Raw genomic sequence first — 20675 nt, 5'->3', positions numbered from 1 at the left:
CGCGCGGATCGGAATGGGGTATCAGGAAGCAGCGCGCAGATCGGCACCCGACAGCGGCGCGTCCGAACTCACCAGGTAGTGGCGCAGCGTGCCGCGATCGTCGAGCACCAGCCAGTCCACGGCGTCGGTCAGCGCGGGGCGGTGCTCCCGGATGGTGATCCCGAATCGGGGCGTGGGGGCGTGCTCGGCCACCGGGATCGCACCGATCTTGCGCACGGCCGCCTCGGCGACGATCGCCTCGATCCGCGGCTCGACCACCAGCGCGACCCGCTCGCCCGCCGTCGCGCCCATGGCCAGCAGCAGCCGGGCCAGGCGATTGGCCCAGCGGTCCAGATCGGCGTCGGCGAGGTGGCCGTTCGCGATCGGCGCGCGCTGCGGCAGCTGGACGACGTTGTCGGCGGAAGCGGTGGCCGGTGCGCTCATCGTGTGTCCCCTTCGAGGCTGGTGGGAGGTGTTTTTCGGTACCTCTCCACCCTCGCCGCCGGGCGGGGGATCCGACAGCGACCCCAGCGGTGGGGTGGCCGCTCCCAGGGGGAGCGAATACCACCCCAAGGTGGGTGAACCGCTCAGCGCTTGTTGCCGCCGATGCTGAAATGCGCGCCGGTGGTGTCGGTGAGCCCGGCCAGGCGGCCGTAGGGGGTGTCCATCGGTTCGAAGACGATCGCGCCGCCCAGCGCCACCGCCTGCTCGGCCGTCTTGTCGACGTCGTCGGCGCCGAAATAGATCGTCCACGCGCCCGGCAGGCCCTCGGGCAGGTGTCCGCTGCCGTCCATCACGCCGCCGAGCATGGGGGAGGTGGCGTGCAGGGTGGTGTAGCGGAACTCGTCGGAATCGGCGACGGTGAAGGTGTCGTCCCAGCCGAAGACGTCCCGGTAGAAGGCCAGCGAGGGCTCGTAGGAGCGCGTCATCAGCTCGAACCAGGACGGCACCCCGACATGGTCGGACCAGGTGCCGTCGGCGACCGTGCCCCTGGCCTCGAACCCGCCGAAGGCGGCCGCCTGCCAGACACCCACGCCCACCCCGCCGACATCGGCGAGCACGGCCATCGTGCCGATATCGGCGACCGCCATCGGCGAGACGAACACCTGCCCGCCCGCCTCGCTCGCCTTGGCGACGGTCACCGCGGCGTCCGGGGAGGACAGGTAGACCGTCCACCGGTCGGGGTAGACATCGGCGGGGTCCTCCATCCTGGCCATCGCCCCGGCCACGGCCCGGCCGTCCTTGCTCAGGGTGGTGTAGCCGCCGAACTCCGGGCCGCCGCGCTCGGCGGTCCAGCCGAACAGTTCGCCGTAGAAGGCGATCGAGCGGTCCAGGTCGGCGGTGTAGAGGTCGGCCCAGACGGGATCGCCGGGCTTGGAGGTGATGGTCATGACGGACTCCTCGGTTCGACAGGGTGGTTCGACAGAGGCGGTGGGCGGGTGCGCACCGTCATCGATCATGACGCGCCGAAGGCCGAAAAGTCATCGCCGCCAACCGTTGCACCCGCCGGACCTGCGGAGGAAGATCGAGACGGTCCTCGGCCCGCCGTCTACGGCGCGCCGAATACGACACAGAGTAGGACCCGCGCGGAATGCTGCGGCAGCACGGTTTACGATCACTTCAACGCATGTCTGCTGCTGTCCTCCCGAGGCGGGGCCGACGCTGCGAGTGACGTACAGGCATCTTCAGGAGGATCAGTGACTGCGGTAGAGCCCAGGCCAGTCCCTCAGTTGGAAGCGACTCGACCGTATCCGGCCCGGACCGGGCCGAAGGGCTCGTTCCTCTACAAGGCGGTCACCACCACCGACCCCAAGGTGCTCGGCACCATGTACCTGGTGACGGCGATCAGCTTCTTCCTGGTCGGCGGTCTCATGGCGCTGCTCATGCGCGCCGAGCTGGCGCGCCCGGGTCTGCAGTTCCTCTCGCCCGAGCAGTTCAACCAGCTGTTCACCATGCACGGCACGATCATGCTGCTGTTCTACGCGACGGCGATCGTGTTCGGCTTCGCCAACATCATCCTGCCGCTGCAGATCGGCGCCCCCGACGTCGCCTTCCCGCGCCTGAACGCGTTCAGCTACTGGCTGTACCTGTTCGGCGGCACCATGGCGACCGCGGGCTTCGTGACCCCCGGTGGCGCGGCGGACTTCGGCTGGACGGCGTACGTGCCGCTCACCGACATCCTGCACTCGCCCGGTGTCGGCACCGACCTGTGGATCCTGGGCCTGGCCGTCTCCGGTCTGGGCACCATCCTCGGTGGCGTCAACATGCTCACCACCGTGGTCTGCCTGCGCGCGCCCGGTATGACCATGTTCCGCATGCCGATCTTCACCTGGAACATCGCGGTGACCTCGGTGCTGGTGCTGCTGGCCTTCCCGCTGCTGACCGCGGCGCTGTTCGGTCTGGCCTACGACCGCCACCTGGGCGGCCACATCTACGACCCGGCCACCGGCGGCATCCTGCTCTACCAGCACCTGTTCTGGTTCTTCGGTCACCCCGAGGTGTACATCATCGCGCTGCCGTTCTTCGGCATCGTCTCCGAGATCTTCCCGGTCTTCAGCCGCAAGCCGATCTTCGGTTACACCACGCTGGTCTACGCGACGCTGGGTATCGCAGCGCTGTCGATCGCGGTGTGGGCGCACCACATGTACGCCACCGGCGCGGTGCTGCTGCCGTACTTCTCCTTCATGACCTTCCTCATCGCGGTCCCGACCGGTGTGAAGTTCTTCAACTGGATCGGCACCATGTGGCGCGGTCAGCTGACGTTCGAATCACCGATGCTGTGGTCGATCGGCTTCCTGGTGACCTTCCTCTTCGGTGGTCTGTCGGGCGTCATCCTGGCCTCGCCGCCGCTGGACTTCCACGTCACCGACTCGTACTTCGTCGTCGCGCACTTCCACTACGTGCTCTTCGGCACCATCGTGTTCGCCACCTTCGCGGGTATCTACTTCTGGTTCCCGAAGATCACCGGCCGCATGATGGACGAGCGCCTCGCGAAGTGGCACTTCTGGACCACCTTCGTCGGCTTCCACACCACCTTCCTGGTGCAGCACTGGCTGGGTGCCGAGGGCATGCCGCGTCGCTACGCCGACTACCTGCCCAGCGACGGCTTCACCACGCTGAACACCATCTCCACCATCGGTGCCTTCATCCTGGGCTCGTCGATGCTGCCGTTCGTGTGGAACACGTTCAAGAGCTACCGTTACGGCGAGGTCGTCACCGTGGACGATCCGTGGGGCTACGGCAACTCCCTGGAGTGGGCCACCACCTGCCCGCCGCCGCGCCACAACTTCTACGAGCTGCCGCGCATCCGTTCGGAGCGTCCCGCGTTCGAGCTGCACTACCCGCACATGGTCGAGCGCATGAAGGCCGAAGCGCACGTCGGCTGGGGTTCGGGTAAGCACAACGCGCACGCCGGCGAAGGCGCGCTCGCGAAGAAGTAGGAAACACCGTAAGACCAGGGTGTGCACCTGCTGGGTGACCAGCAGGTGCACACTCTTTTTGTGGGTAATCGAACGGAGCAGATCGACTTGGCCGACACCACAGTTCTCGTGACCGTCACCGGCCCCGACCGGCCCGGCGTCACGTCGGTCCTACTGACGGCGCTGTCCAAGCATCAGGTGAGCTTGCTCGATGTCGAGCAGGTCGTCATCCGGGGGCGGCTGACCCTCGGCGTGCTGGTGTCGTGCCCCAACGACCCCGAGGCGTTGCAGGACGACCTCGAAGAGGCGATGAACACCGTCGGCATGCAGGTCGACGTCTCCGTCGACGCGCAGATCGGCAAGCCGCCGATGTCCACGCACGCCGTCGTCGTGCTGGGCGCCCCGGTCACCGCGCATGCCTTCAGCGCCATCTCGCGCATCCTGGCCGCCCTCGGCGCCAATATCGACACCATCCGCGGCATCGCCGACTACCCGGTGACCGGCATGGAACTCATGGTCACCGCGACCGACACCGGCGCCGACACCGACTCGCGGCTGCGCACCGCGCTGGCCGACGTGGCCGTCGCCGAACAGGTCGACATCGCGGTGGAACGCGCGGGCCTGGCCCGGCGGGCCAAGCGGCTCATCGTCTTCGACGTGGACTCCACGCTCATCCAGGGCGAGGTCATCGAGATGCTGGCCGCGCACGCCGGGGTCGAGGAGCAGGTCCGCGAGGTCACCGAGGCGGCCATGCGTGGTGAGCTCGACTTCGCCGAGTCGCTGCGTCAGCGGGTGGCCACGCTCGAAGGGCTGGACGCCTCGGTGATCGACGAGGTCGCCGACCGGATCGAGCTCACCCCCGGCGCCCGCACCACCATTCGCACGCTGCGCCGCATCGGTTTCCGCTGCGGTGTGGTCTCCGGTGGGTTCCGGCAGGTCATCGAGCCGCTCGCGCACGAGCTGGAACTCGACTTCGTGCAGGCCAACACCCTCGAGATCGTCGACGGCAAGCTCACCGGCCGGGTGGTCGGCGAGATCGTCGACCGGGCGTTCAAGGCCACCGCGCTGCGCAAGTTCGCCGCCGACGCGGGCGTGCCGATGGAGCAGACCGTCGCGGTCGGTGACGGCGCCAACGACATCGACATGCTCAATGCCGCCGGGCTCGGCGTGGCGTTCAACGCCAAGCCCGCGCTGCGCGAGGTGGCCGACACGGCGCTGTCGCATCCGTATCTGGACGCGGTGCTGTTCATCCTCGGCGTCACCCGCGACGAGGTCGAGGCCGCCGACGCCCGTGACGGCGGCGTGCGACGGGTGCCGCTGCTCGGTCGCTGACGCCGAAACGAGACTGCCGGGACGTAGAGTGACGACGAGGTGTTCCGAGTCGTCGTCACTGTTCGTCACTGGGAGGCTGCGGTGGGTAGGACTTTGTTCGTGCTGGTCACCGTGGCGAGCTTGGGCGCGCTGACCGCGGGCTGTGGCGGCGACGATCCGGAACCCACCTCGGTGGTCCTGCCGGAGTACCAGCCCGCCGATCCGGCGCCGCCGGTGCTGATCGACCAGACCGTCAACGGGGGCACGGTGGTGATGCCCGTCGGGCGCCGCCTGCACGTGCGATTACCGCAGTCGCCCGATTCCACCGACCAGTGGGCGGTGGTGAACTTCGAGGCGGGCATCCTCGTGGCCGACGGCGGTCCGGTGGCCGACGGCAATGCCACGATCTGGCGTTACCGGACGGTCCAGCCCGGCGATACCGCCCTCCAATACAGCTACAGCCCGGCCAACAAGGCGCCGGTCCGGCCTGCCCCGGCCTTCTTCCTCGACGTCCAGGTGAAGTGAGCGTCCGTCCGGTTCGATTAGGCTGATCCGACGATGAGCGACGAATCGACCGGCACCGTGGACGCCCCCGACACCTTCGCCGCGCTGCACGCCGAACTCGCCCGGGGGTACGGCGGCGCGGGCGACCCGGCCGACCCGGCCCTGGTGCAGGCCATGCAGATGGTGCTGCACATCCCCAAGACCGACCCGCCCGCGCGCAGCGCCCTGCTGGCCGCCGCGGCCGCGTCGGCGCTGGCCGTGTGCCTGGACCCGCGATCGGGGCCGGACGGGGAATGGGAGTCGCGGTATCTGGCGTGGAAGCGGTCGCGGATCAGGAAGGTCGCGCGGCGGGCCAGAGGCGCGCAGTGGGTGGCCGCGGGGGAGGTCGACGGGGTGACCGTCGAGGTCGACGGCGCACAGGCCCGCGCGTTCGTGCCGGGACCCGTCGGCGAGATCGACCCGCGCGTGCGCAAACTCCAGATCGGCGGCACCGATCTGGCCCACGACGAACCGGGCCCGGCCGACCCCACCCTGCCCGTGCTGTGGGTGAACGCGGCGCTGGAGATGTCGGTCGGCAAGGCCGCCGCGCAGGTGGGGCACGCGAGCATGCTGCTGGCCGGTGCGCTGCCCCTCGACACGGTCGAGGACTGGGCCGCGCGCGAGTTGCGCTGCGCGGTGCGCGACGCCGATCCCGAACGGTGGGCCCGGCTCACCGCCGAGGTGGCGGCGGGCCGCGCGGTCGCGGTGCGCGACGCCGGATTCACCGAAGTGGCACCGGGTTCGATGACGGTGATCGCGGTACCCGCCGCGCGCTGACCCGGCCGACACGCGCGCGACGAGCTCCGCGCACCGTGTGACCCGGTCGCGCGAATCCGACCCGGGCCGGTCGTTCCGCAAAGTGCCCGGGTGGGCCAAGATGGAGCGCGTGTCGCAACCCGATCCCGATCCCGATCTGCTCATCGACTTCTCCGACGTCACCATCCGCCGCGCGGGCCGAACGCTCGTCGGCCCGGTGACCTGGCAGGTCGAGCTCGACGAACGCTGGGTGGTGCTCGGCCCCAACGGGGCGGGCAAGACCTCGCTGCTGAGAATGGCCGCCGCCGAGATCCATCCCACCTCCGGCGCGGCGAACCTGTTGGGCGAGACGCTCGGTCGCGTCGACGTCACCGAACTGCGCCCGCGCATCGGCCTGTCCTCGGCGGCGGTGGCCAGCCGCATTCCCGTCGACGAGAAGGTCAGCGACCTGGTGGTCTCGGCCGGGTACGCGGTGCTGGGCCGCTGGCGCGAGCGCTACGACCGCATCGACACCGAACGCGCCGTCGACATGCTGGAAACCCTGGGCGCCGAACACCTTTCCGACCGCACCTACGGCACCCTGTCCGAGGGCGAGCGCAAGCGCGTGCTCATCGCGCGTGCCCTGATGACCGACCCGGAACTGCTGCTGCTCGACGAACCCGCCGCGGGCCTGGACCTCGGTGGCCGCGAGGAGCTCGTCGAACGCCTGGGCAATCTGGCCGCCGACCCCGACGCGCCCGCCATGGTCCTGGTGACCCACCACGTCGAGGAGATCCCGCCCGGCTTCACCCACGCCCTGCTGCTCAAGGAGGGTGAGGTGGTCAGCCAGGGCCTGCTCGAGGACGTGCTCACCGCCGCCAATCTCAGCGCCGCCTTCAGCCAGTCCATCGCGCTGGACCGGGTCGACGGGCGCTGGTTCGCCCGGCGGGCGCGGCGGGCGGGTCAGCACCGCAGGGCCTGAACCGTCCGGCGGCAACACCGCCGGGCCTGAACCACGCCGCGCCGGCGGGCTGAACCGTCCGCTGAGCGGGAAGCCGGGTCGCGCGCGCCTGAACCGTTACCGTGGCGAACCAAGCGGGCGTTAGGGTGCAGACAGGTCGGTGCATCGGCGCACCGGCCCGAGCACACCCGACATGGCCCCAGGTCGTCGCGGGTGCGCGCAGGTGGAGAGGAACGGTATGAGTGAGTCCGGGGTGCCCGTGCGGGACGCGTCGACGGTGATTCTGGTGCGCGACGGTGACGCGGGCCTGGAAGTCTTCCTTCAGCAGCGGGTCAAGGGCATGGCTTTCGCCGGTGGGATGACCGTGTTCCCCGGCGGCGGGGTCGACCGCACCGACGCCACCGCCGACATCGCCTGGGCCGGTCCCGGCCCCGACTGGTGGGCCCAGCGTTTCGGCACCGACGAACCGGGCGCGCAGGCGCTGGTCGCCGCGGCCGTGCGCGAGACCTTCGAGGAATGCGGCGTGCTGCTGGCGGGCCCGACCGCGCAGACCGTCGTCGACGACCCCACCCACTACCGCGAGGCACGCGGCAGGCTCGAGCGCCGTGAACTCTCGCTGGCCGAGTTCCTGGCCGCCGAGGGACTGGTGCTGCGCGCCGATCTGCTGCGTCCGTGGTCCAACTGGATCACCCCGGTGGCCGAACCGCGCCGCTACGACACCCGCTTCTTCGTCGCCGTGCTGCCGCAGGGCCAGAGCGCCGACGGGGCCACCTCCGAGGCCGCCCGGGTGGCCTGGGCGAGCCCCGGCGACGCGCTGGCGAGCTGGAAGGCGGGCGAGCATGTGCTGCTGCCGCCCACCTGGTCGCAGCTCGACGCCCTGTGCGGATTCGCCGACACCGCCGCCGTGCTGGCCGCCGAACGGCCGATCACCCCGATCATGCCCACCTACACCCCCACCGGTGACGGGCCGCCGCTCACCGACTTCCCCGACAATGCCCGGTATTTCGCGGAGCTGCCGCAGCTGGGTGCACTGGGCGGCCGGTAGGTTGGCCGCATGGCCGAATTCGTCACCCTCGAGCTGCCCGCCGAGCCTTCCGCTCGCGGCGTCGCGCTGCTGCGCATCGATCGTCCGCCGCTGAACCTCGTCGACGCCCAGCTGGCCAGGGAGGTGGCCGCGGCGGCGGCGACGGTGGCCCAGCATCCCGGGGTGGCCGCGCTCATCGTCTCCGGTGACGAGCGGGTCTTCAGCGCGGGTGACGAGATGCGCGAGCTCGCCGAGCTCGACTCCGGTCAGGCCGCCGCCATGGCCGCCGACCTGCAGAGCGCGCTGGGCTGCCTGACCCGGGTCCCGCAGCCGACCGTCGCCGCGATCACCGGCTACTGCCTCGGCGCCGGGCTCGAGCTGGCGCTGGGCGCCGACCACCGGATCATCGGCGACAATGTCAAGCTCGGCCTGCCGCAGATCAAGGCGGGCCTGATCCCGCTGTCGGGCATCCGCAGACTCACCCAGCTGATCGGCGCGAGCCGGGCCAAGGACCTCGTCTACACCGGCCGTTTCGTCGACGCCGAGGAGGCCGCGGCGCTCGGTCTGGTCGACGAGGTCGTCGCCCCCGACGACGTCCTGACCGCCGCCCGCCGCTGGGCAGAACAGTTCGTCACCGCCGCGCCCCGCGCCCTCGCGGCCGCGAAAGCGGTCTTCGAAGCGGGCCCGCACGGCCACTCGACGGCGGTCACCGAATGGTCGGCCCTGTTCGACACCGACGACGCCCGCACCGGCACCCGCGCCTTCGCCGCCGAAGGCCCGAACAGCGCCGTGTTCACCGGACATTGAGTGGAGTCCCGGTCGACCGACCAGGTGGAACGGCCGGAAACAAGACCGCTCACCGCGTGCTGAGGGTCTCCTATTACGCTGTGCTGTTATGACGGTCCACCCCGATGACCCGGCGCCGAACCCGCATGCCACCGAGGCCGAGGTCGAAGCAGCGCTGAAGGACACCAAACTCGCCCAGGTCCTGTATCACGACTGGGAAGCGGAGACCTACGACGACAAGTGGTCGATCTCCTATGACGAGCGCTGTATCGCGTATGCGCGCGGCCGGTTCGACCTGGCCGTGGGCGAGGCCCCGCTGCCCTACGAGCGGGCCCTTGAGCTCGGCTGCGGCACCGGTTTCTTCCTGCTGAACCTCATGCAGGGCGGCGTGGCCAAGTCGGGTTCGGTCACCGACCTCTCGCCCGGCATGGTGAAGGTGGCGCTGCGCAACGCCGAGAACCTCGGTCTCGATGTCGACGGCCGCGTCGCCGACGCCGAGACCATCCCCTACGACGACGACACCTTCGACCTGGTCTGCGGCCACGCCGTGCTGCACCACATCCCCGACGTGGAGCTGGCGCTCAAGGAGTGCCTGCGCGTGCTCAAGCCGGGCGGCCGTTTCGTGTTCGCCGGTGAACCGACCACCGTCGGCAACTTCTACGCCCGCAAGCTCGGCCAGGTGACCTGGAAGGTGACCACCGAGGTCACCAAGCTGCCGTTCCTGTCCGGCTGGCGCCGTCCGCAGACCGAGCTGGACGAGTCCTCGCGCGCCGCCGCGCTCGAGGCCGTCGTCGACCTGCACACCTTCGATCCCAGCGAGCTGGAGAAGAAGGCGAAGTCGGCCGGTGCCGTGGACGTCAAGGCCACCACCGAGGAATTCGCCGCCGCCCTGTGGGGCTGGCCGGTGCGCACCTTCGAGGCCGCCGTCCCCGACGAGAAGCTGACCGTGGGCTACCGCATGGCGCAGTACCGCGCGTGGCTGGGCCTGAGCTGGCTCGACGAGAACGTCCTGCGCAAGGTCGTGCCCCGCGAGTTCTTCTACAACGCGATGATCACCGGCGTGAAGCCGGGCGCCGCGCAGAAGTAGGTGGGCTACCGCTTCGGCCGCGACGACATCGCCTATCTCGGCAGCGCGGCAGGCCGTGCCGCGCTCGCCGAGGTCGACCGGCTGGAGCTGACCCCCGCGACGCACCTGCGCGATATCGAGCAGGTGCGCCGCACCCACGGCGAACACACCGCCGCCCTCGTCGAGACGGTGCGGTTGCGGCGCAAGGCCGTCGCGAAGCTGCCCGGGTCCGGTGACTGGCTGTTCACCGACGACGCCTTGCAGCAGGCCACGCCCGCGCTGGTCGCCCGGCATCGGGCCGGTCGGCTGGCCGGTCGCGCGGTCCACGATGTCACCTGTTCGATCGGTGCCGAGCTGGCTGAGCTGGCGCGCACCTGCCCGGCGGTCATCGGCAGCGATCTCGACGAGGTCCGCCTCGCCATCGCCGCGCACAACCTCGGTATCGCGCCGGTCGTGCTGGCCAGGGCCGACGCCCTGACCCCCACCTCCCACGACACCGTGATCATCGCCGATCCGGCCCGGCGCGCCGACGGCCGCCGCACCTACGATCCGGCCAAACTCCAGCCGCCACTGCCCGATCTGCTGGCCGCCTACGCGGGCCGCGACATCGCCGTGAAATCCGCGCCCGGCCTGGATTTCGATCGGCTCGGCTGGGACGGCGAGATCGAGGTGGTCTCCCTCGACGGCGCGGTGCGCGAGGCGTGCCTGTGGTCGCCCGGTCTCACCGAACCCGGTGTCACCCGCCGTGCCACCGTCCTCGATTCCCACGGCGGCGCGACCACCCTCACCGACACCGACCCCGACGACATCCCCGACCGCGCCCCCGGCGACTGGATCATCGACCCCGACGGCGCGATCGTGCGCGCGGGCCTGGTCCGCCACTACGCCGCGAAACACGGCCTCTGGCAACTGGACCCACAGATCGCCTACCTCACCGGCGACACCGTCCCACCCGGCGTCCGCGGCTTCCACATCGAAGACCGCTTCGACCTCCGCGAGAAAACCCTCCGCCAGGAACTGTCCCGCCGCGACTGCGGCTCCCTGGAAATCCTCGTCCGCGGCATCGACCTGGACCCCGACGCCCTGCGCAAAAAACTCAAACTCCGCGGCTCCCACCCGTACACCCTGGTGATCACCCGCATCGGCCGCACCGGCGTCGCCTTCCTGTGCACGGCGAGTGCCCCTGCGTCGCGCGCCTGACGAGCACGGCGGCCGGACCGCCGCCTCCGGGGTGCGGAGGCGGCGGGTGTGGGTCAGTCGACGGCGGTGGCCTCGAGTTCGATGAGTTGGCCGGGGATGGCCAGGCGGGTGACGCCGAGCATGGTGGTGGCCGGGGCCGCGCCCGCGGTGGCGAGGCGGGCGGCGAGGATGCCGTAGTGCTGGAAGAGCAGGTCCACGTCGGTGGTGTAGACGTTGAGGCGGACCAGGTCGGTGAGGGTCATGCCCGCCTCGGTGAGGACGGCTTCGACGTTGTCCAGGCTCAGGGCCAGCTGGGCGGGCAGGTCGTCGGGGTGTTCGGGCTTGCCCTCGGCGTTCATGGCCGTCTGTCCCGAGCAGTACAGGGTGCGGGTCGCCCCGGTGACGAGCTCGCCCTGGTTGAACCCCAGCTCGAGCGACCAGTCCACAGGGTTGACGGCCGTACGTTGCGCTGCCACATCAGCTCCATTCGATTCGGTGACCGACGTCCCTCGACGTCGTGGGAGCAAGCCTCACAGCGAATCACGACATCTTGTGTCGTGTATTCGGTGCTAGTTTTTCCGGTGTGCGCGCGGACAGATTGGTGGCGCTGGTGCTGCTGCTGCGCCGGCGCGGCAGGCTGACAGCGGCCGAGCTGGCCGCCGAACTGGAGGTGTCGACGCGCACCGTCCTGCGCGATATCGAGGCGCTGTCGACGGCCGGGGTGCCCGTCTACACCGAACGCGGCAGGCACGGCGGCTTCGCCCTGCTGCCGGGTTTCCGCACCGAACTCACCGGCCTCAACCACGACGAGGCCCTGGCCCTGCTGATCGCCGGATCACGCCGGGGCGCCCAGGCTTTCGGGCTCGGCTCGGCGCTGGCCTCGGCCATGCTCAAGGTGGTCGACGCGCTGCCCGAGAGTTATCGCGACACCGCCACCGATGTGGCGCAGCGCCTGCTCATCGAACCCGAAGCGGATCTGCTCGCCCGCAGGCAGGTCGTCGAAGAGGTGCCCGTCTCGATCCTGGCCGAGGTCCGGCGCGCGGTCCTGGCCGGTCACAAGCTGCGCATCCACTACGCGGCCGTCGACCAGCCGCCGCGGTGGCGCACCGTCGACCCGATCGGCCTGGTCGTCGTCCGCGACCAGGGCTACCTGCTGGCCACCCGATCCGGCGAGGACCGCACCTACCGGCTGGCCCGGGTGCACGTCGCCGAGGAACTGGCCGAACCGGCCCAGCGCCCGGCCCGCGTCGACCTGGACCGCGCCTGGCAGGACCGCAGCACCCGTTTCCGCGCGGGTGGCGCGCAGCTCACCGTCGAACTCCTGCTCGCCCCCGCGCGCCGCGAGGAACTCGTCGGCACCGCACTGGCCGTGCTCGCCGAAGAACCCACCCCCGACGGCCTGCTGCGCCTCGAGGTCGCCTTCCAGGACGCCCGGCACGCCGAATGGGCCCTGTGGCAGCTCGGCACCGCCGCCGAAGCCCTGTCCCCACCGGCCCTGCGCACCGCCCTGCGCGACCGCGCCACCGCCTTCGCCACCCACTACGACACTCCGAAAGGCCCCCGATGACCGTCTGGCACACCCCCGCCGATGTCGACGACGACAGCGCCGTCGCCGAGCAACTCACCCTGATGGAAACCTACGCCGACGGCGAGATGACCCGCGCCGACTTCCTCACCGAATGGCGATCCGCCCGCCGCCTCGCCACCACCAACGGCGAACAGGTCGGCGAGGACTTCGCCTGGATCCTCGACGGCGTGGACTCCGAAGTCCGCGACTACCCGACCGACCCCGCCCCACCCGAAGCCGACGACCCCTCCGAAGACCCCCTGCGCGCCGAAGTCGACCAGGCCCGCATCGCCCTGGGCGGGCTCTAACCCTCGATCTTCTTCACCACCCGTTGCACCGTGAGCCAGGTGCGGGTGGTGATGTCCTTGCCGTAGGTCTTGTCCAGGCGGGCCATGAAATCGGGGGTCGCGCCGGTGCTGTTGTCGATGACGGTGAGGAAGGCGCGGGCCTCGGGGTCGTAGCCGATGACGCGGGTGAGCGGGTCGTCGGTGAAGGCGGTGGTGTCGGCGTCACGCATCTCGTGCTTGAAGAAGGTGACGGTGAGGTAGGAGCCGCGTTCGTGGGGCAGGCCCTCGAACGGGTCGCGGTCGAGCAGGGCGCGCAGCACGGCGTGGCTGCGGACGATGGTGCCGCCGGGGATGCCCAGCTCGGTGACCAGGCCCTGCTGGATGCGATCCTCCAGGTCGGCCGGGTCGTCGCCGGTGCGGAAGACGATGTTGCCGCTGCTCAGCACCGAGGCGACCCGGTCGAAACCGAGCCCATCGAACACCCCGCGCAGCTTCTCGTTCTTCATGTTGGGATTGGTGGGCATGATCCCGCGCAGCAGCGCCGCATAGCTCTCCACGCCGCCGACGCTACCCACACCCACCGACAGACTCCACGACCGTGACCGGCCCGGCGGATCAGGCCTCGGCGGCGGCGTTCTTCTTGCGCTCGATGTCGGCCAGGGCGGCCAGGTAGGCGGCGCGTTCCTCGGCGGTGGCGTCCCAGGCGACCTTGCGGTTCTTGACGACCTTGGCGGGCGCGCCGACGGCGATGCTGTAGTCGGGCACGTCCCCGCGCACCACGGCGTGCGCGCCGAGCACGCAGCCGCGACCCACGCGGGTGTCGCGCAGCACGGTCACCTTGGCCGCGATCCAGGTGTCCGGGCCGATGCGGACAGGGCTCTTGACGATGCCCTGGTCCTTGATGGGCAGGGTGATGTCGTCCATCTTGTGGTCGAAGTCGCAGATGTAGCACCAGTCGGCGACCAGGGTGGATTCGCCGATCTCGATGTCGAGGTAGGTGTTGACGACATTGTCCTTGCCGAACACCACCTTGTCGCCGATGCGCAGCGAACCCTCGTGGCAGCGGATGGCGTTGCCGTCGCCGATGTGCACCCAGCGACCGATCTCCATGCGGGCGAAGCCGGGGGTCGCGTGGATCTCCACATTGCGGCCGAGGAAGACCATCCCGCGCAGCACGATGTGGGGGTTGGCCAGGCGGAACTTGGCCAGCCGGTAGTAGCGCACCAGGTACCACGGGGTGTAGGCGCGGTTGGCGAGCACCCAGCGCAACGAGTCCCTGGTCAGGAAGCGGGCCTGCTGCGGATCCCTGCGGCGCGATCCACGCCAGCGCGCGCTCAGTGGCGCACCCCACATGCTCGTCACGAAGTACTCTCCCGTCGTGATCCGCCGGGCCTGCCACCCGGGGATTCGGTCATCGGGTACACAGAGTACTTTCGTCAGCGCACACCAACAGTGCCCTACCCCGATTACCCAGGGAGATCAGCAGGTGCGAACCCGGACTCGCGTCGTTGCCTCGCTCGCTGCCGCCGGAGTGGTGGCGCTGGCCGGGTGCGGAACCGATGTGGACGACATCACCGTCGGCGCCGGAAAGGGCTGGCCCGCCGTGCATCACGACGGCGGCAATACCGGTGCCGCCCCCCTCGACGGCGCGAAGGCGGTGGCGCTGCGCTGGTCACGGCCGGTCGGCGGGCCGATCGCGCAGCCGTTGACCATCGGTCCCGAGGGGCAGATGTTCGTCACCACGAGCACCGCGAACTGCGCGGTCTTCTCCTATCAGATGCGCACCGGCCGCAAGCGCTTCTGCAATCAGCTCGGACCCTCGACGATCCAGGCGCCGACCGTGGTCGACGGGGTGAGCAATGTCTACGTCGGCGACGACGGCGCGGTGAACTCGTTCAACTACCTCGGCCAGCCGCGCTGGCGCACGCCGGTGGCCGGGGTCCCGGTGGCGATCCAGTTCACCGGTGACGGCAAGGTCCTCACGGTGACCCAGTCCGGCCAGGTCGACGTGCTCAGCCGCCAGACCGGCGGCCGCGAGTTGCCCACCCTGCAACTGCTCGGCGAGCCCGATTTCCTGCAGTTCCCCGGCCTGACCAGGCCCGCCTCCGGTGACGGCCTCGACGACTGCGAGACCGGCGGCCCGCGCTGCGCGGTCGCCAACACCACCGCCGTCGATCCGGCCACCGGCCGCTTCTACGTCACCGTCTGGGAGCCCGGCAAGGCCGCCGCCGCCCTGCGCGCGATGCGCTACGCCGACGGCAAGGTGACCCAGGACTGGAGCGCGGAGATGCTCACCGGCGGCAGCGCCACCAGCCCCACCCTCTCCGCCGACGGCGACACCGTCTACCTCGGTGACAACAGCGGCAGGCTCATCGCGGTCGACACCGAGGACGGCAGCACCCGCTGGACCCACACGCTGGGCTGGACCCCGCGCGGCGGCATCGCGCTCGCCGACGGGCTGATCGTCCCCGCGGGCGACGACGGTCACCTGACGGCCCTGCGCGACACCGGCGAGGCCGCCGAACTCGTCTGGGAACGCAAGGATCTCGCCCTGCGCGGCACCCCCGCCCTCACCACCGGCGGTGTCGGCTACACCGTCGCGGCCATCGGCGCGGGCCTCAACCTCATCACCTTCGACACCACCACCGGCGAGACCCTCGACTCCGACCACCTCCCCGACGCCACCGGCACCGTCAACGGCCCGTCGATCGGCCCCGAGGGCGAGGTCGTGGTGGCCACCCGCCTCGGCGAGATCTTCGCCTTCGCCCCGGAGGTCTGAGCTCAGTACGGGTTGGCGGGGGCCGACCAGCGGGCGTCGAGGTCGCCGGCGAGCTGCCGGGGAAAGGAGACGCGCGCCGGGTCGCCGTCGGCGGTGTAGCGCTGTTCGGGGTGGGCGGCCAGCCAGTCCAGCCAGTAGGCCGAGTCGAACGGGACCGCGCCGCGGCCGGAACGGATGCGCGGGATGCCGCCGGGGTCGAGCGGGCCGTACGGGGCGGGGGCGGGGTTGGCGCCGACCAGCATGACGGCGTCGAAGGTGTAGGAGGTGCCGTCCCAGCTGCCCGCGCGCGTCAGGGCGTGGTCGCGGGGGTGGATGCCCAGCGGGAGGGCCATGGTGCGCACGGTGACCGACGGCGCGGCCGCGGTGATCGCGCGCACGTTCCGCACCAGCTGACGCTGCACGCCCTCGGCGTCCAGGCTCGCCAGGTCGGCGTGGTCGGCGGTGTGCGCGCCGATCTCGTGCCCGTGCGCGGTCAGCCAGGGCAGCGCGCGCGGGTCGGCGCCGAAGGGCTCGTTGTTGACGTAGAAGGTGGCGACCGGACGGAAATCCGGGTAGCGCGTGGCGAATTCGGCGAGGATGCCCGCCGCGCTGTCGGGGGCGATGTCGCCGGTGGCGGTGAAGGCGAGCTGGCTGTCGGTGGAGTCGTCGAAGGTGAGTACCACGGGGTGGGTTCCGGCCGGGAGGTCGATCTCGCCGGAGACGTACTGCGCGGCGGTGACCGGACGGTAGTTCTCCCGGTACAGCCGTTCGAGTTCGGCGCGGAACTCGGCGGGGGTCTGGTCGTACTCGCCCGCCGGATTCGCGGTGATCTGGTGATACATCAGCACCGGAACCAGACCCAGTTCATTGGCGGCGACCGCGGCCGGATCGGGCGGTGCGGCGGGCACCGGCGCGGGTGCCGCGGACGGCTCGACGGGCGCCGCCGCGTTTTCCGCGGTGCACGCCGTGAGTGTCACCGCGAGGAGCAGCAGAACTCGGAGTACCGTCGTCGGACCACCCGCCATCGGGGCAATGTTACGGGGCGGCCGAGGTTTTCCTGCGATCTTCGAATATCCGTCGGTGCGCGCCCGGTCTGCGGGATAGTGGCCTGACGGAAGGACCGGAAGGCGGTGTGGGCGTTGGGATTGCGGCTCGGGTCGGTCACGCGACGGCGAGGGGCGACGATCGCCTGCGGCGCCGTGCTCGCGGCGGTCGTGGTGGCACTGGTGGCCGGCTTCGCGCTGAGCAGATCGGCGGGCATGCCCGCCGCGGACGCCCTGGCGCCGATGCTTCAGGTCGCGCCCGCCGAACCCGGTTCCTATCGCGCGCCGGTCGTGTTGCGCGGCACCGCCGCCGACGCGCAGCGGGTGTCGGTCGGTGAGGTGAGCGCCACGCCCGGTCCGGACGGGGCCTTCGAACTCTCGGTGCCGTGGGCGCCCGCGCTCGAGGTCGTCGCGGTGGACGCGGCGGGCAACGAGAGCCGCAGCACGGTGGTCACCGCGACGGCGCTGCCGCGGATGCGGGCGGTGCACGTCACCGCGCACGCCTGGTCGCACGAGGGATTGCGCGAGGCGGTGCTCGACCTGGCCAGGCAGGGCCGCATCGACACCGTGCAGCTCGACATCAAGGACGAGGACGGCGTCGTCGGCTACGACTCGCAGGTGCCGCTGGCCCGCGAATCCGGTGCGGTCGCCGCGATCTACGACGCGCCCTCGGCGCTGAAGCAACTGCACGATCTCGGCCTGCAGGTGGTCGGGCGCATCGTCGCCTTCCGTGATCCGACCGTCGCCGCGTGGGCCTGGCACAACGGCCGACCCGACTGGGTCGTCCAGAACCCTTCCGGGCAGCCGTATTCCAGCCACTACGGCCCGATCGCCTTCACCAATGTGGCCAACGACGAGGTGCGCCGCTACAACATCGATCTCGCGGTGGAAGGCGCCCGCCTCGGTTTCGACGGCATCATGTACGACTACGTGCGCCGCCCCGACGGCAGCCTGTCGAGCATGCACTTCGCCGGTCTCACCGGCACCCCCACCACCGCGGTCGCCGACTTCCTCGCCCAGAGCCGCTACCCGGTGCACAGCGCGGGCGCGCACCTGAGCGCCGCCGTCTACGGCATCGCCGCCACCCGCCCCGACCAGATCGCCCAGGACATCCCGCTCATCGCCCGCAGCGTCGACTACGTGGCCCCCATGATCTATCCGTCGCACTGGAACTCCGGCGAATACGGCGTCGCCGACCCCAACGCCCAGCCCTACGACATCGTTCTGCGCTCGCTGCGCGACTTCCAGACCGCCACCGCGGGCACCGGCGCCGCCGTCATCCCCTGGCTCCAGGACTTCAGCCTCGGCGTCACCTACTCCGACGCCGAGATCGCCGCCCAGATAGCCGCCACCCGCGACGCGGGCATCGACAGCTTCTTCCTCTGGAACGCCGCGACCCGCTACCACGGCGGCGGCATCCACCCAGCCTGAGCCGGCTACTCGGCGGGTTCGGCCGGGGTGATGTCGGTTTGGATCGGGGCGGCGGGGACCCATTCGCGCAGGGGCTGGACGACGGTGCCGTAGAAGGTGTCGGTGGCGGTGGTGACGCTGGTGATGAAGCTGGTGGCGGTGCCGGAGCGGCGGTTGCCCATCGGGAAGGTCTGTTCGAGGGTGAACGAGACGATGGGGGTGGTGCGGCCGGCGGTGAGGGACTTCGGGTCGGCGCGGACCGTGTCGAGGTGTTCGCAGGTCTCGGTGCCGCGTTCGGCGAAGACCGCTTCGATCTGCAGGCGGCCGGGTGCCTCGGTGAGCTGTCTGGTCAGCCAGGAGACGCGGCGGGCGGCGGTGCCCTCGTCGGGGGCGGCGATGGTGGTGCGGCAGCGGATCTTGTTGGTGCGGATGTCGGCGACGACGGTGAGATCGCCGGCGGTGTCCGGGATGCGCAGGACGGCTTCGAAGGAACCGTCGGTGGCCAGGTGCTCGGCCACGGCGGCCGCGCGGGCGGCCGGATCGGTCCGGAATTTGCGGGCGAGCACGTGTTTGACCTCGACGCCGAGTTCCGCGGTCAGCCGCAGGGCGAGGTGCCTGCTCAGCGACACCCAGGTGTCGGCCACCGCGAGCGCCTTCTGGTCGGCGGCCCGCAGGGTGCCCGCGGTGACGGCGTCGCGCACGGTCACCCAGTGCCTGCCCATGTCGACGAATTCCGCGGCGCCCGAACGCGGATGGTCGAGGAACCGCAGGAACTCACCGAGGATCCAGGTCTGCAACGGGTCCTCGATGCCGCCGTGCGAGAGCAGCATCCTGGCCTCGTGGGCCACCTCGGCCCAGGACAGGTGCCGCAGCGCGACTTTGGTGAGTTTGCGGCGGTCGACCTGCACCGGCAGTTCGCCCGGCCCCGCCGGGATGTCGTTGGACAGGCTGACCACCACGTCGTACTTCTTGCGCCGGGCGATGTCGAGGTAGCTCTCGAGCTGGTCCTTCTTGAGCTTGCCGTTGCCGGTCTTCACCTCGAGCAGCCCGGTCCACTGCTTGCTGCCCCGGCTCACCTTCAGCACCGCATCGGGGATGACCTTCGACTCGCCCGCGTCGTACTGGACCTCGATGTATCCCTCGAAAGCCCCTGCCGGAGCGCCCATCCGGGCACAGATGGCGCGGGCGAAGGGTCGCACCGCCTGCATGGTGGAGATCAGCGCGGAGGTGGTGCGCCGTTCCTGTTCCTCGCCCGCGCCGACCCCGATGACCGAGAACAGCCGCGCGGGCTGCCAGCCCTCCGACTCGGCCTGCCGGAACTCGATCGGCTTGGCCCGGCGCACCGGCCGCTTGGCGGTGCGGACACCGGTGGCGCGCGTGGGCTTCTCGACCACCTCGGGCTGCGCGGGTTCGGCCTCCACCGGCGGGTTTTCCTCGGGCGTGGGTTCGTCGTCGATGGCGACGCCGAAGTCCGTCGCGAGCCCGCTGAGCCCGGAATCCCAGCCCTGCCCGACGGCCCGGATCTTCCACGCGCCGTCGCGCCGGTAGACCTCACCGAACACGAACGCCGACTCGGTATCGGCGTCGGCGGTCACGTATTCGGCCAGCGAATGCCCCGCCGGGTCGATGACGTGCAGCGAGAGCTTGCCGAGGTCACCGAAGGTCCCGCTGCCGACGCTGCCCGCCAGCGCGATGGTGTGCACGGTCGCGGGCACCGCCGACAGGTCGACGGAGATCCTGGCCTGCATCCCCTCCTCGGTCGCGCTGGTCCCGAGGAACCGCACCGAACCGTCGGAGGACTCGGGCTGGTTGTAGAACACGAAGTCCGCGTCCGATCCCACCCGCCGGTCCGCGCCGAGCAGCAGGGCAGAGGCGTCGACCTCGATCCCCGGTTCCAGCCAGCCGATCACGATGTCGACGCGGTCGACATCCTCCGGCAGCGCGATGTTCTGGCCCTTGGACAACAGCGGAAACGACACAGCTCACCCTTCGAGGCTCGGCACGACTTCACCCGCAAGGGATGCCGCCGACCCACGCACCGACCCCCTTGCCGCACACCGCGATTCAGCGACGTGCCGAGGGGTGTCGGAGCCCGCTGCCGAAGTGTTACACAGCTCACGTTTGAAACATCGGCGGTGCGAGAGGCTGGTCAGGCGATCCAGGCGAGGGCGTCGGACTCGGCGGCGGTGGGGAAGACGCGGACCTCGGCGGGGAGCAGGAAGCGGAACAGGTGGAGGGCCTCGCCGAGGGCGCGGTGGTCGGTGACCAGGGCGACGCGGCCCCACGCGCTACGGGGGACGCGGACCAGTTTCGCGTCCTGCCACAGGGCCTCGAGGGAGTAGCGGTCGAAGTCCGGGCCGAGGATGTAGACGAGGTTGACCGGCTGTTCGTGTTCCAGGGCCGACTCGATGGCGGGGTCGAGGACGGTGGTGTAGTCCTCGGCGGTGACGGTGCCGACGGCGCGGAAGCCGATGGTCGCGGCGGGGAGGTCGGGGATCGGCTGCAAGGGCATGGCAGGGCTCCTTCGGCGGCGGGGCTGGTCACCGGTGACGGTAGGCCCGGGCCGACGCGGCGGCGTCATGCGTTGCGGGTGAAATCGATCGCGCG

Annotated in this window: 21 protein-coding genes; 13 read left to right on the top strand and 8 right to left on the bottom strand. The window is 70.7% G+C overall.

Features of this window, described 5'->3' with window-relative positions; genetic code table 11:
• Window positions 1-21 precede the first annotated feature (21 nt).
• Complete coding sequence (locus ACFC06_RS10075; protein ID WP_375929419.1) at window positions 22-423, bottom strand: AMP-binding protein; 402 nt, start codon at window positions 421-423, stop codon at window positions 22-24.
• 143 nt (window positions 424-566) lie between these two features.
• Window positions 567-1370 carry a VOC family protein gene (locus ACFC06_RS10070; protein WP_375929418.1) on the bottom strand — a complete coding sequence of 268 codons (804 nt, stop codon included), beginning with the start codon at window positions 1368-1370 and terminating at the stop codon, window positions 567-569.
• A gap of 306 nt (window positions 1371-1676) precedes the next feature.
• Between ACFC06_RS10070 and ctaD the strand changes: the two genes are divergently transcribed.
• The 9 genes from ctaD to ACFC06_RS10025 all read left to right on the top strand — a co-directional run bounded on the left by ctaD (window position 1677) and on the right by ACFC06_RS10025 (window position 11024).
• On the top strand, window positions 1677-3419 hold the full coding sequence (gene ctaD / locus ACFC06_RS10065; protein ID WP_375929417.1) for a cytochrome c oxidase subunit I: 1743 nt from the start codon (window positions 1677-1679) through the stop codon (window positions 3417-3419).
• Window positions 3420-3500: 81 nt separating this feature from the next.
• Window positions 3501-4730, top strand: coding sequence for a phosphoserine phosphatase SerB (gene serB / locus ACFC06_RS10060; RefSeq protein ID WP_278263685.1), 1230 nt, complete (start codon window positions 3501-3503; stop codon window positions 4728-4730).
• An 81-nt stretch (window positions 4731-4811) separates the two neighbouring features.
• Window positions 4812-5234 carry a hypothetical protein gene (locus ACFC06_RS10055; RefSeq protein WP_375929416.1) on the top strand — a complete coding sequence of 141 codons (423 nt, stop codon included), beginning with the start codon at window positions 4812-4814 and terminating at the stop codon, window positions 5232-5234.
• A gap of 33 nt (window positions 5235-5267) precedes the next feature.
• The gene (locus ACFC06_RS10050) at window positions 5268-6029 is read left to right on the top strand and encodes a peptidyl-tRNA hydrolase (protein WP_375929415.1); all 762 of its coding nucleotides are present in this window, start codon (window positions 5268-5270) and stop codon (window positions 6027-6029) included.
• A 100-nt stretch (window positions 6030-6129) separates the two neighbouring features.
• Complete coding sequence (locus ACFC06_RS10045) at window positions 6130-6969, top strand: ABC transporter ATP-binding protein (protein ID WP_375929414.1); 840 nt, start codon at window positions 6130-6132, stop codon at window positions 6967-6969.
• Window positions 6970-7186: 217 nt separating this feature from the next.
• On the top strand, window positions 7187-7993 hold the full coding sequence (locus ACFC06_RS10040; RefSeq protein ID WP_375929413.1) for an NUDIX hydrolase: 807 nt from the start codon (window positions 7187-7189) through the stop codon (window positions 7991-7993).
• 9 nt (window positions 7994-8002) lie between these two features.
• Entirely contained in the window at window positions 8003-8779 is a 777-nt protein-coding gene (locus tag ACFC06_RS10035; RefSeq protein ID WP_375929412.1) for an enoyl-CoA hydratase-related protein, read from the top strand.
• Window positions 8780-8867: 88 nt separating this feature from the next.
• Entirely contained in the window at window positions 8868-9845 is a 978-nt protein-coding gene (locus tag ACFC06_RS10030) for a class I SAM-dependent methyltransferase (protein ID WP_375929411.1), read from the top strand.
• Complete coding sequence (locus ACFC06_RS10025; RefSeq protein WP_375929410.1) at window positions 9846-11024, top strand: class I SAM-dependent methyltransferase; 1179 nt, start codon at window positions 9846-9848, stop codon at window positions 11022-11024.
• Window positions 11025-11077: 53 nt separating this feature from the next.
• Here the strand turns inward: ACFC06_RS10025 and ACFC06_RS10020 are convergent, their stop codons facing one another.
• The gene (locus ACFC06_RS10020; RefSeq protein ID WP_375929409.1) at window positions 11078-11479 is read right to left on the bottom strand and encodes a RidA family protein; all 402 of its coding nucleotides are present in this window, start codon (window positions 11477-11479) and stop codon (window positions 11078-11080) included.
• A 107-nt stretch (window positions 11480-11586) separates the two neighbouring features.
• On the opposite strand from ACFC06_RS10020, the gene ACFC06_RS10015 reads away from it, so the two are divergent.
• Window positions 11587-12570 carry a helix-turn-helix transcriptional regulator gene (locus tag ACFC06_RS10015; protein ID WP_375929408.1) on the top strand — a complete coding sequence of 328 codons (984 nt, stop codon included), beginning with the start codon at window positions 11587-11589 and terminating at the stop codon, window positions 12568-12570.
• On the top strand, window positions 12567-12878 hold the full coding sequence (locus tag ACFC06_RS10010) for a hypothetical protein (protein WP_375929407.1): 312 nt from the start codon (window positions 12567-12569) through the stop codon (window positions 12876-12878). Before ACFC06_RS10015 ends, ACFC06_RS10010 begins: the two co-directional genes overlap by 4 nt.
• Here the strand turns inward: ACFC06_RS10010 and ACFC06_RS10005 are convergent.
• Both ACFC06_RS10005 and ACFC06_RS10000 read right to left on the bottom strand, forming a co-directional pair.
• Window positions 12875-13438: a DUF1697 domain-containing protein gene (locus ACFC06_RS10005; protein ID WP_375929406.1), complete on the bottom strand. Its 564-nt coding sequence runs from the start codon at window positions 13436-13438 to the stop codon at window positions 12875-12877. The genes ACFC06_RS10010 and ACFC06_RS10005 overlap by 4 nt on opposite strands.
• A gap of 34 nt (window positions 13439-13472) precedes the next feature.
• Window positions 13473-14219: an acyltransferase gene (locus tag ACFC06_RS10000; protein WP_375929405.1), complete on the bottom strand. Its 747-nt coding sequence runs from the start codon at window positions 14217-14219 to the stop codon at window positions 13473-13475.
• Between the two features lie 124 nt (window positions 14220-14343).
• On the opposite strand from ACFC06_RS10000, the gene ACFC06_RS09995 reads away from it, so the two are divergent.
• Window positions 14344-15636 (top strand): PQQ-binding-like beta-propeller repeat protein, encoded by a 1293-nt coding sequence (locus ACFC06_RS09995; RefSeq protein WP_375929404.1) that lies wholly within the window; start codon window positions 14344-14346, stop codon window positions 15634-15636.
• Between the two features lie 2 nt (window positions 15637-15638).
• Here the strand turns inward: ACFC06_RS09995 and ACFC06_RS09990 are convergent, their stop codons facing one another.
• The gene (locus tag ACFC06_RS09990) at window positions 15639-16640 is read right to left on the bottom strand and encodes a polysaccharide deacetylase family protein (RefSeq protein ID WP_375929403.1); all 1002 of its coding nucleotides are present in this window, start codon (window positions 16638-16640) and stop codon (window positions 15639-15641) included.
• Between the two features lie 174 nt (window positions 16641-16814).
• Here ACFC06_RS09990 and ACFC06_RS09985 point away from each other — a divergent pair, with 174 nt between their 5' ends.
• Window positions 16815-18089, top strand: coding sequence for a putative glycoside hydrolase (locus tag ACFC06_RS09985; protein ID WP_375929402.1), 1275 nt, complete (start codon window positions 16815-16817; stop codon window positions 18087-18089).
• 5 nt (window positions 18090-18094) lie between these two features.
• Here the strand turns inward: ACFC06_RS09985 and ACFC06_RS09980 are convergent, their stop codons facing one another.
• Together ACFC06_RS09980 and ACFC06_RS09975 are read right to left on the bottom strand one after the other, a co-directional pair.
• A complete protein-coding gene (locus ACFC06_RS09980) occupies window positions 18095-20047 on the bottom strand; it encodes a TerD family protein (RefSeq protein WP_375929401.1) in 1953 nt (650 codons plus the stop codon).
• Window positions 20048-20217: 170 nt separating this feature from the next.
• Window positions 20218-20580, bottom strand: a complete 363-nt coding sequence (locus ACFC06_RS09975; protein ID WP_375929400.1) for an STAS/SEC14 domain-containing protein — start codon at window positions 20578-20580, stop codon at window positions 20218-20220.
• Between the last annotated feature and the right edge of the window lie 95 nt (window positions 20581-20675).

Source organism: Nocardia sp. NPDC056064 (genome assembly GCF_042266925.1).
Taxonomy (GTDB): domain Bacteria; phylum Actinomycetota; class Actinomycetes; order Mycobacteriales; family Mycobacteriaceae; genus Nocardia.
The sequence above is the reverse complement of the archived record's forward strand: the minus strand, read 5'-3'. Positions and strand labels throughout refer to the sequence as shown.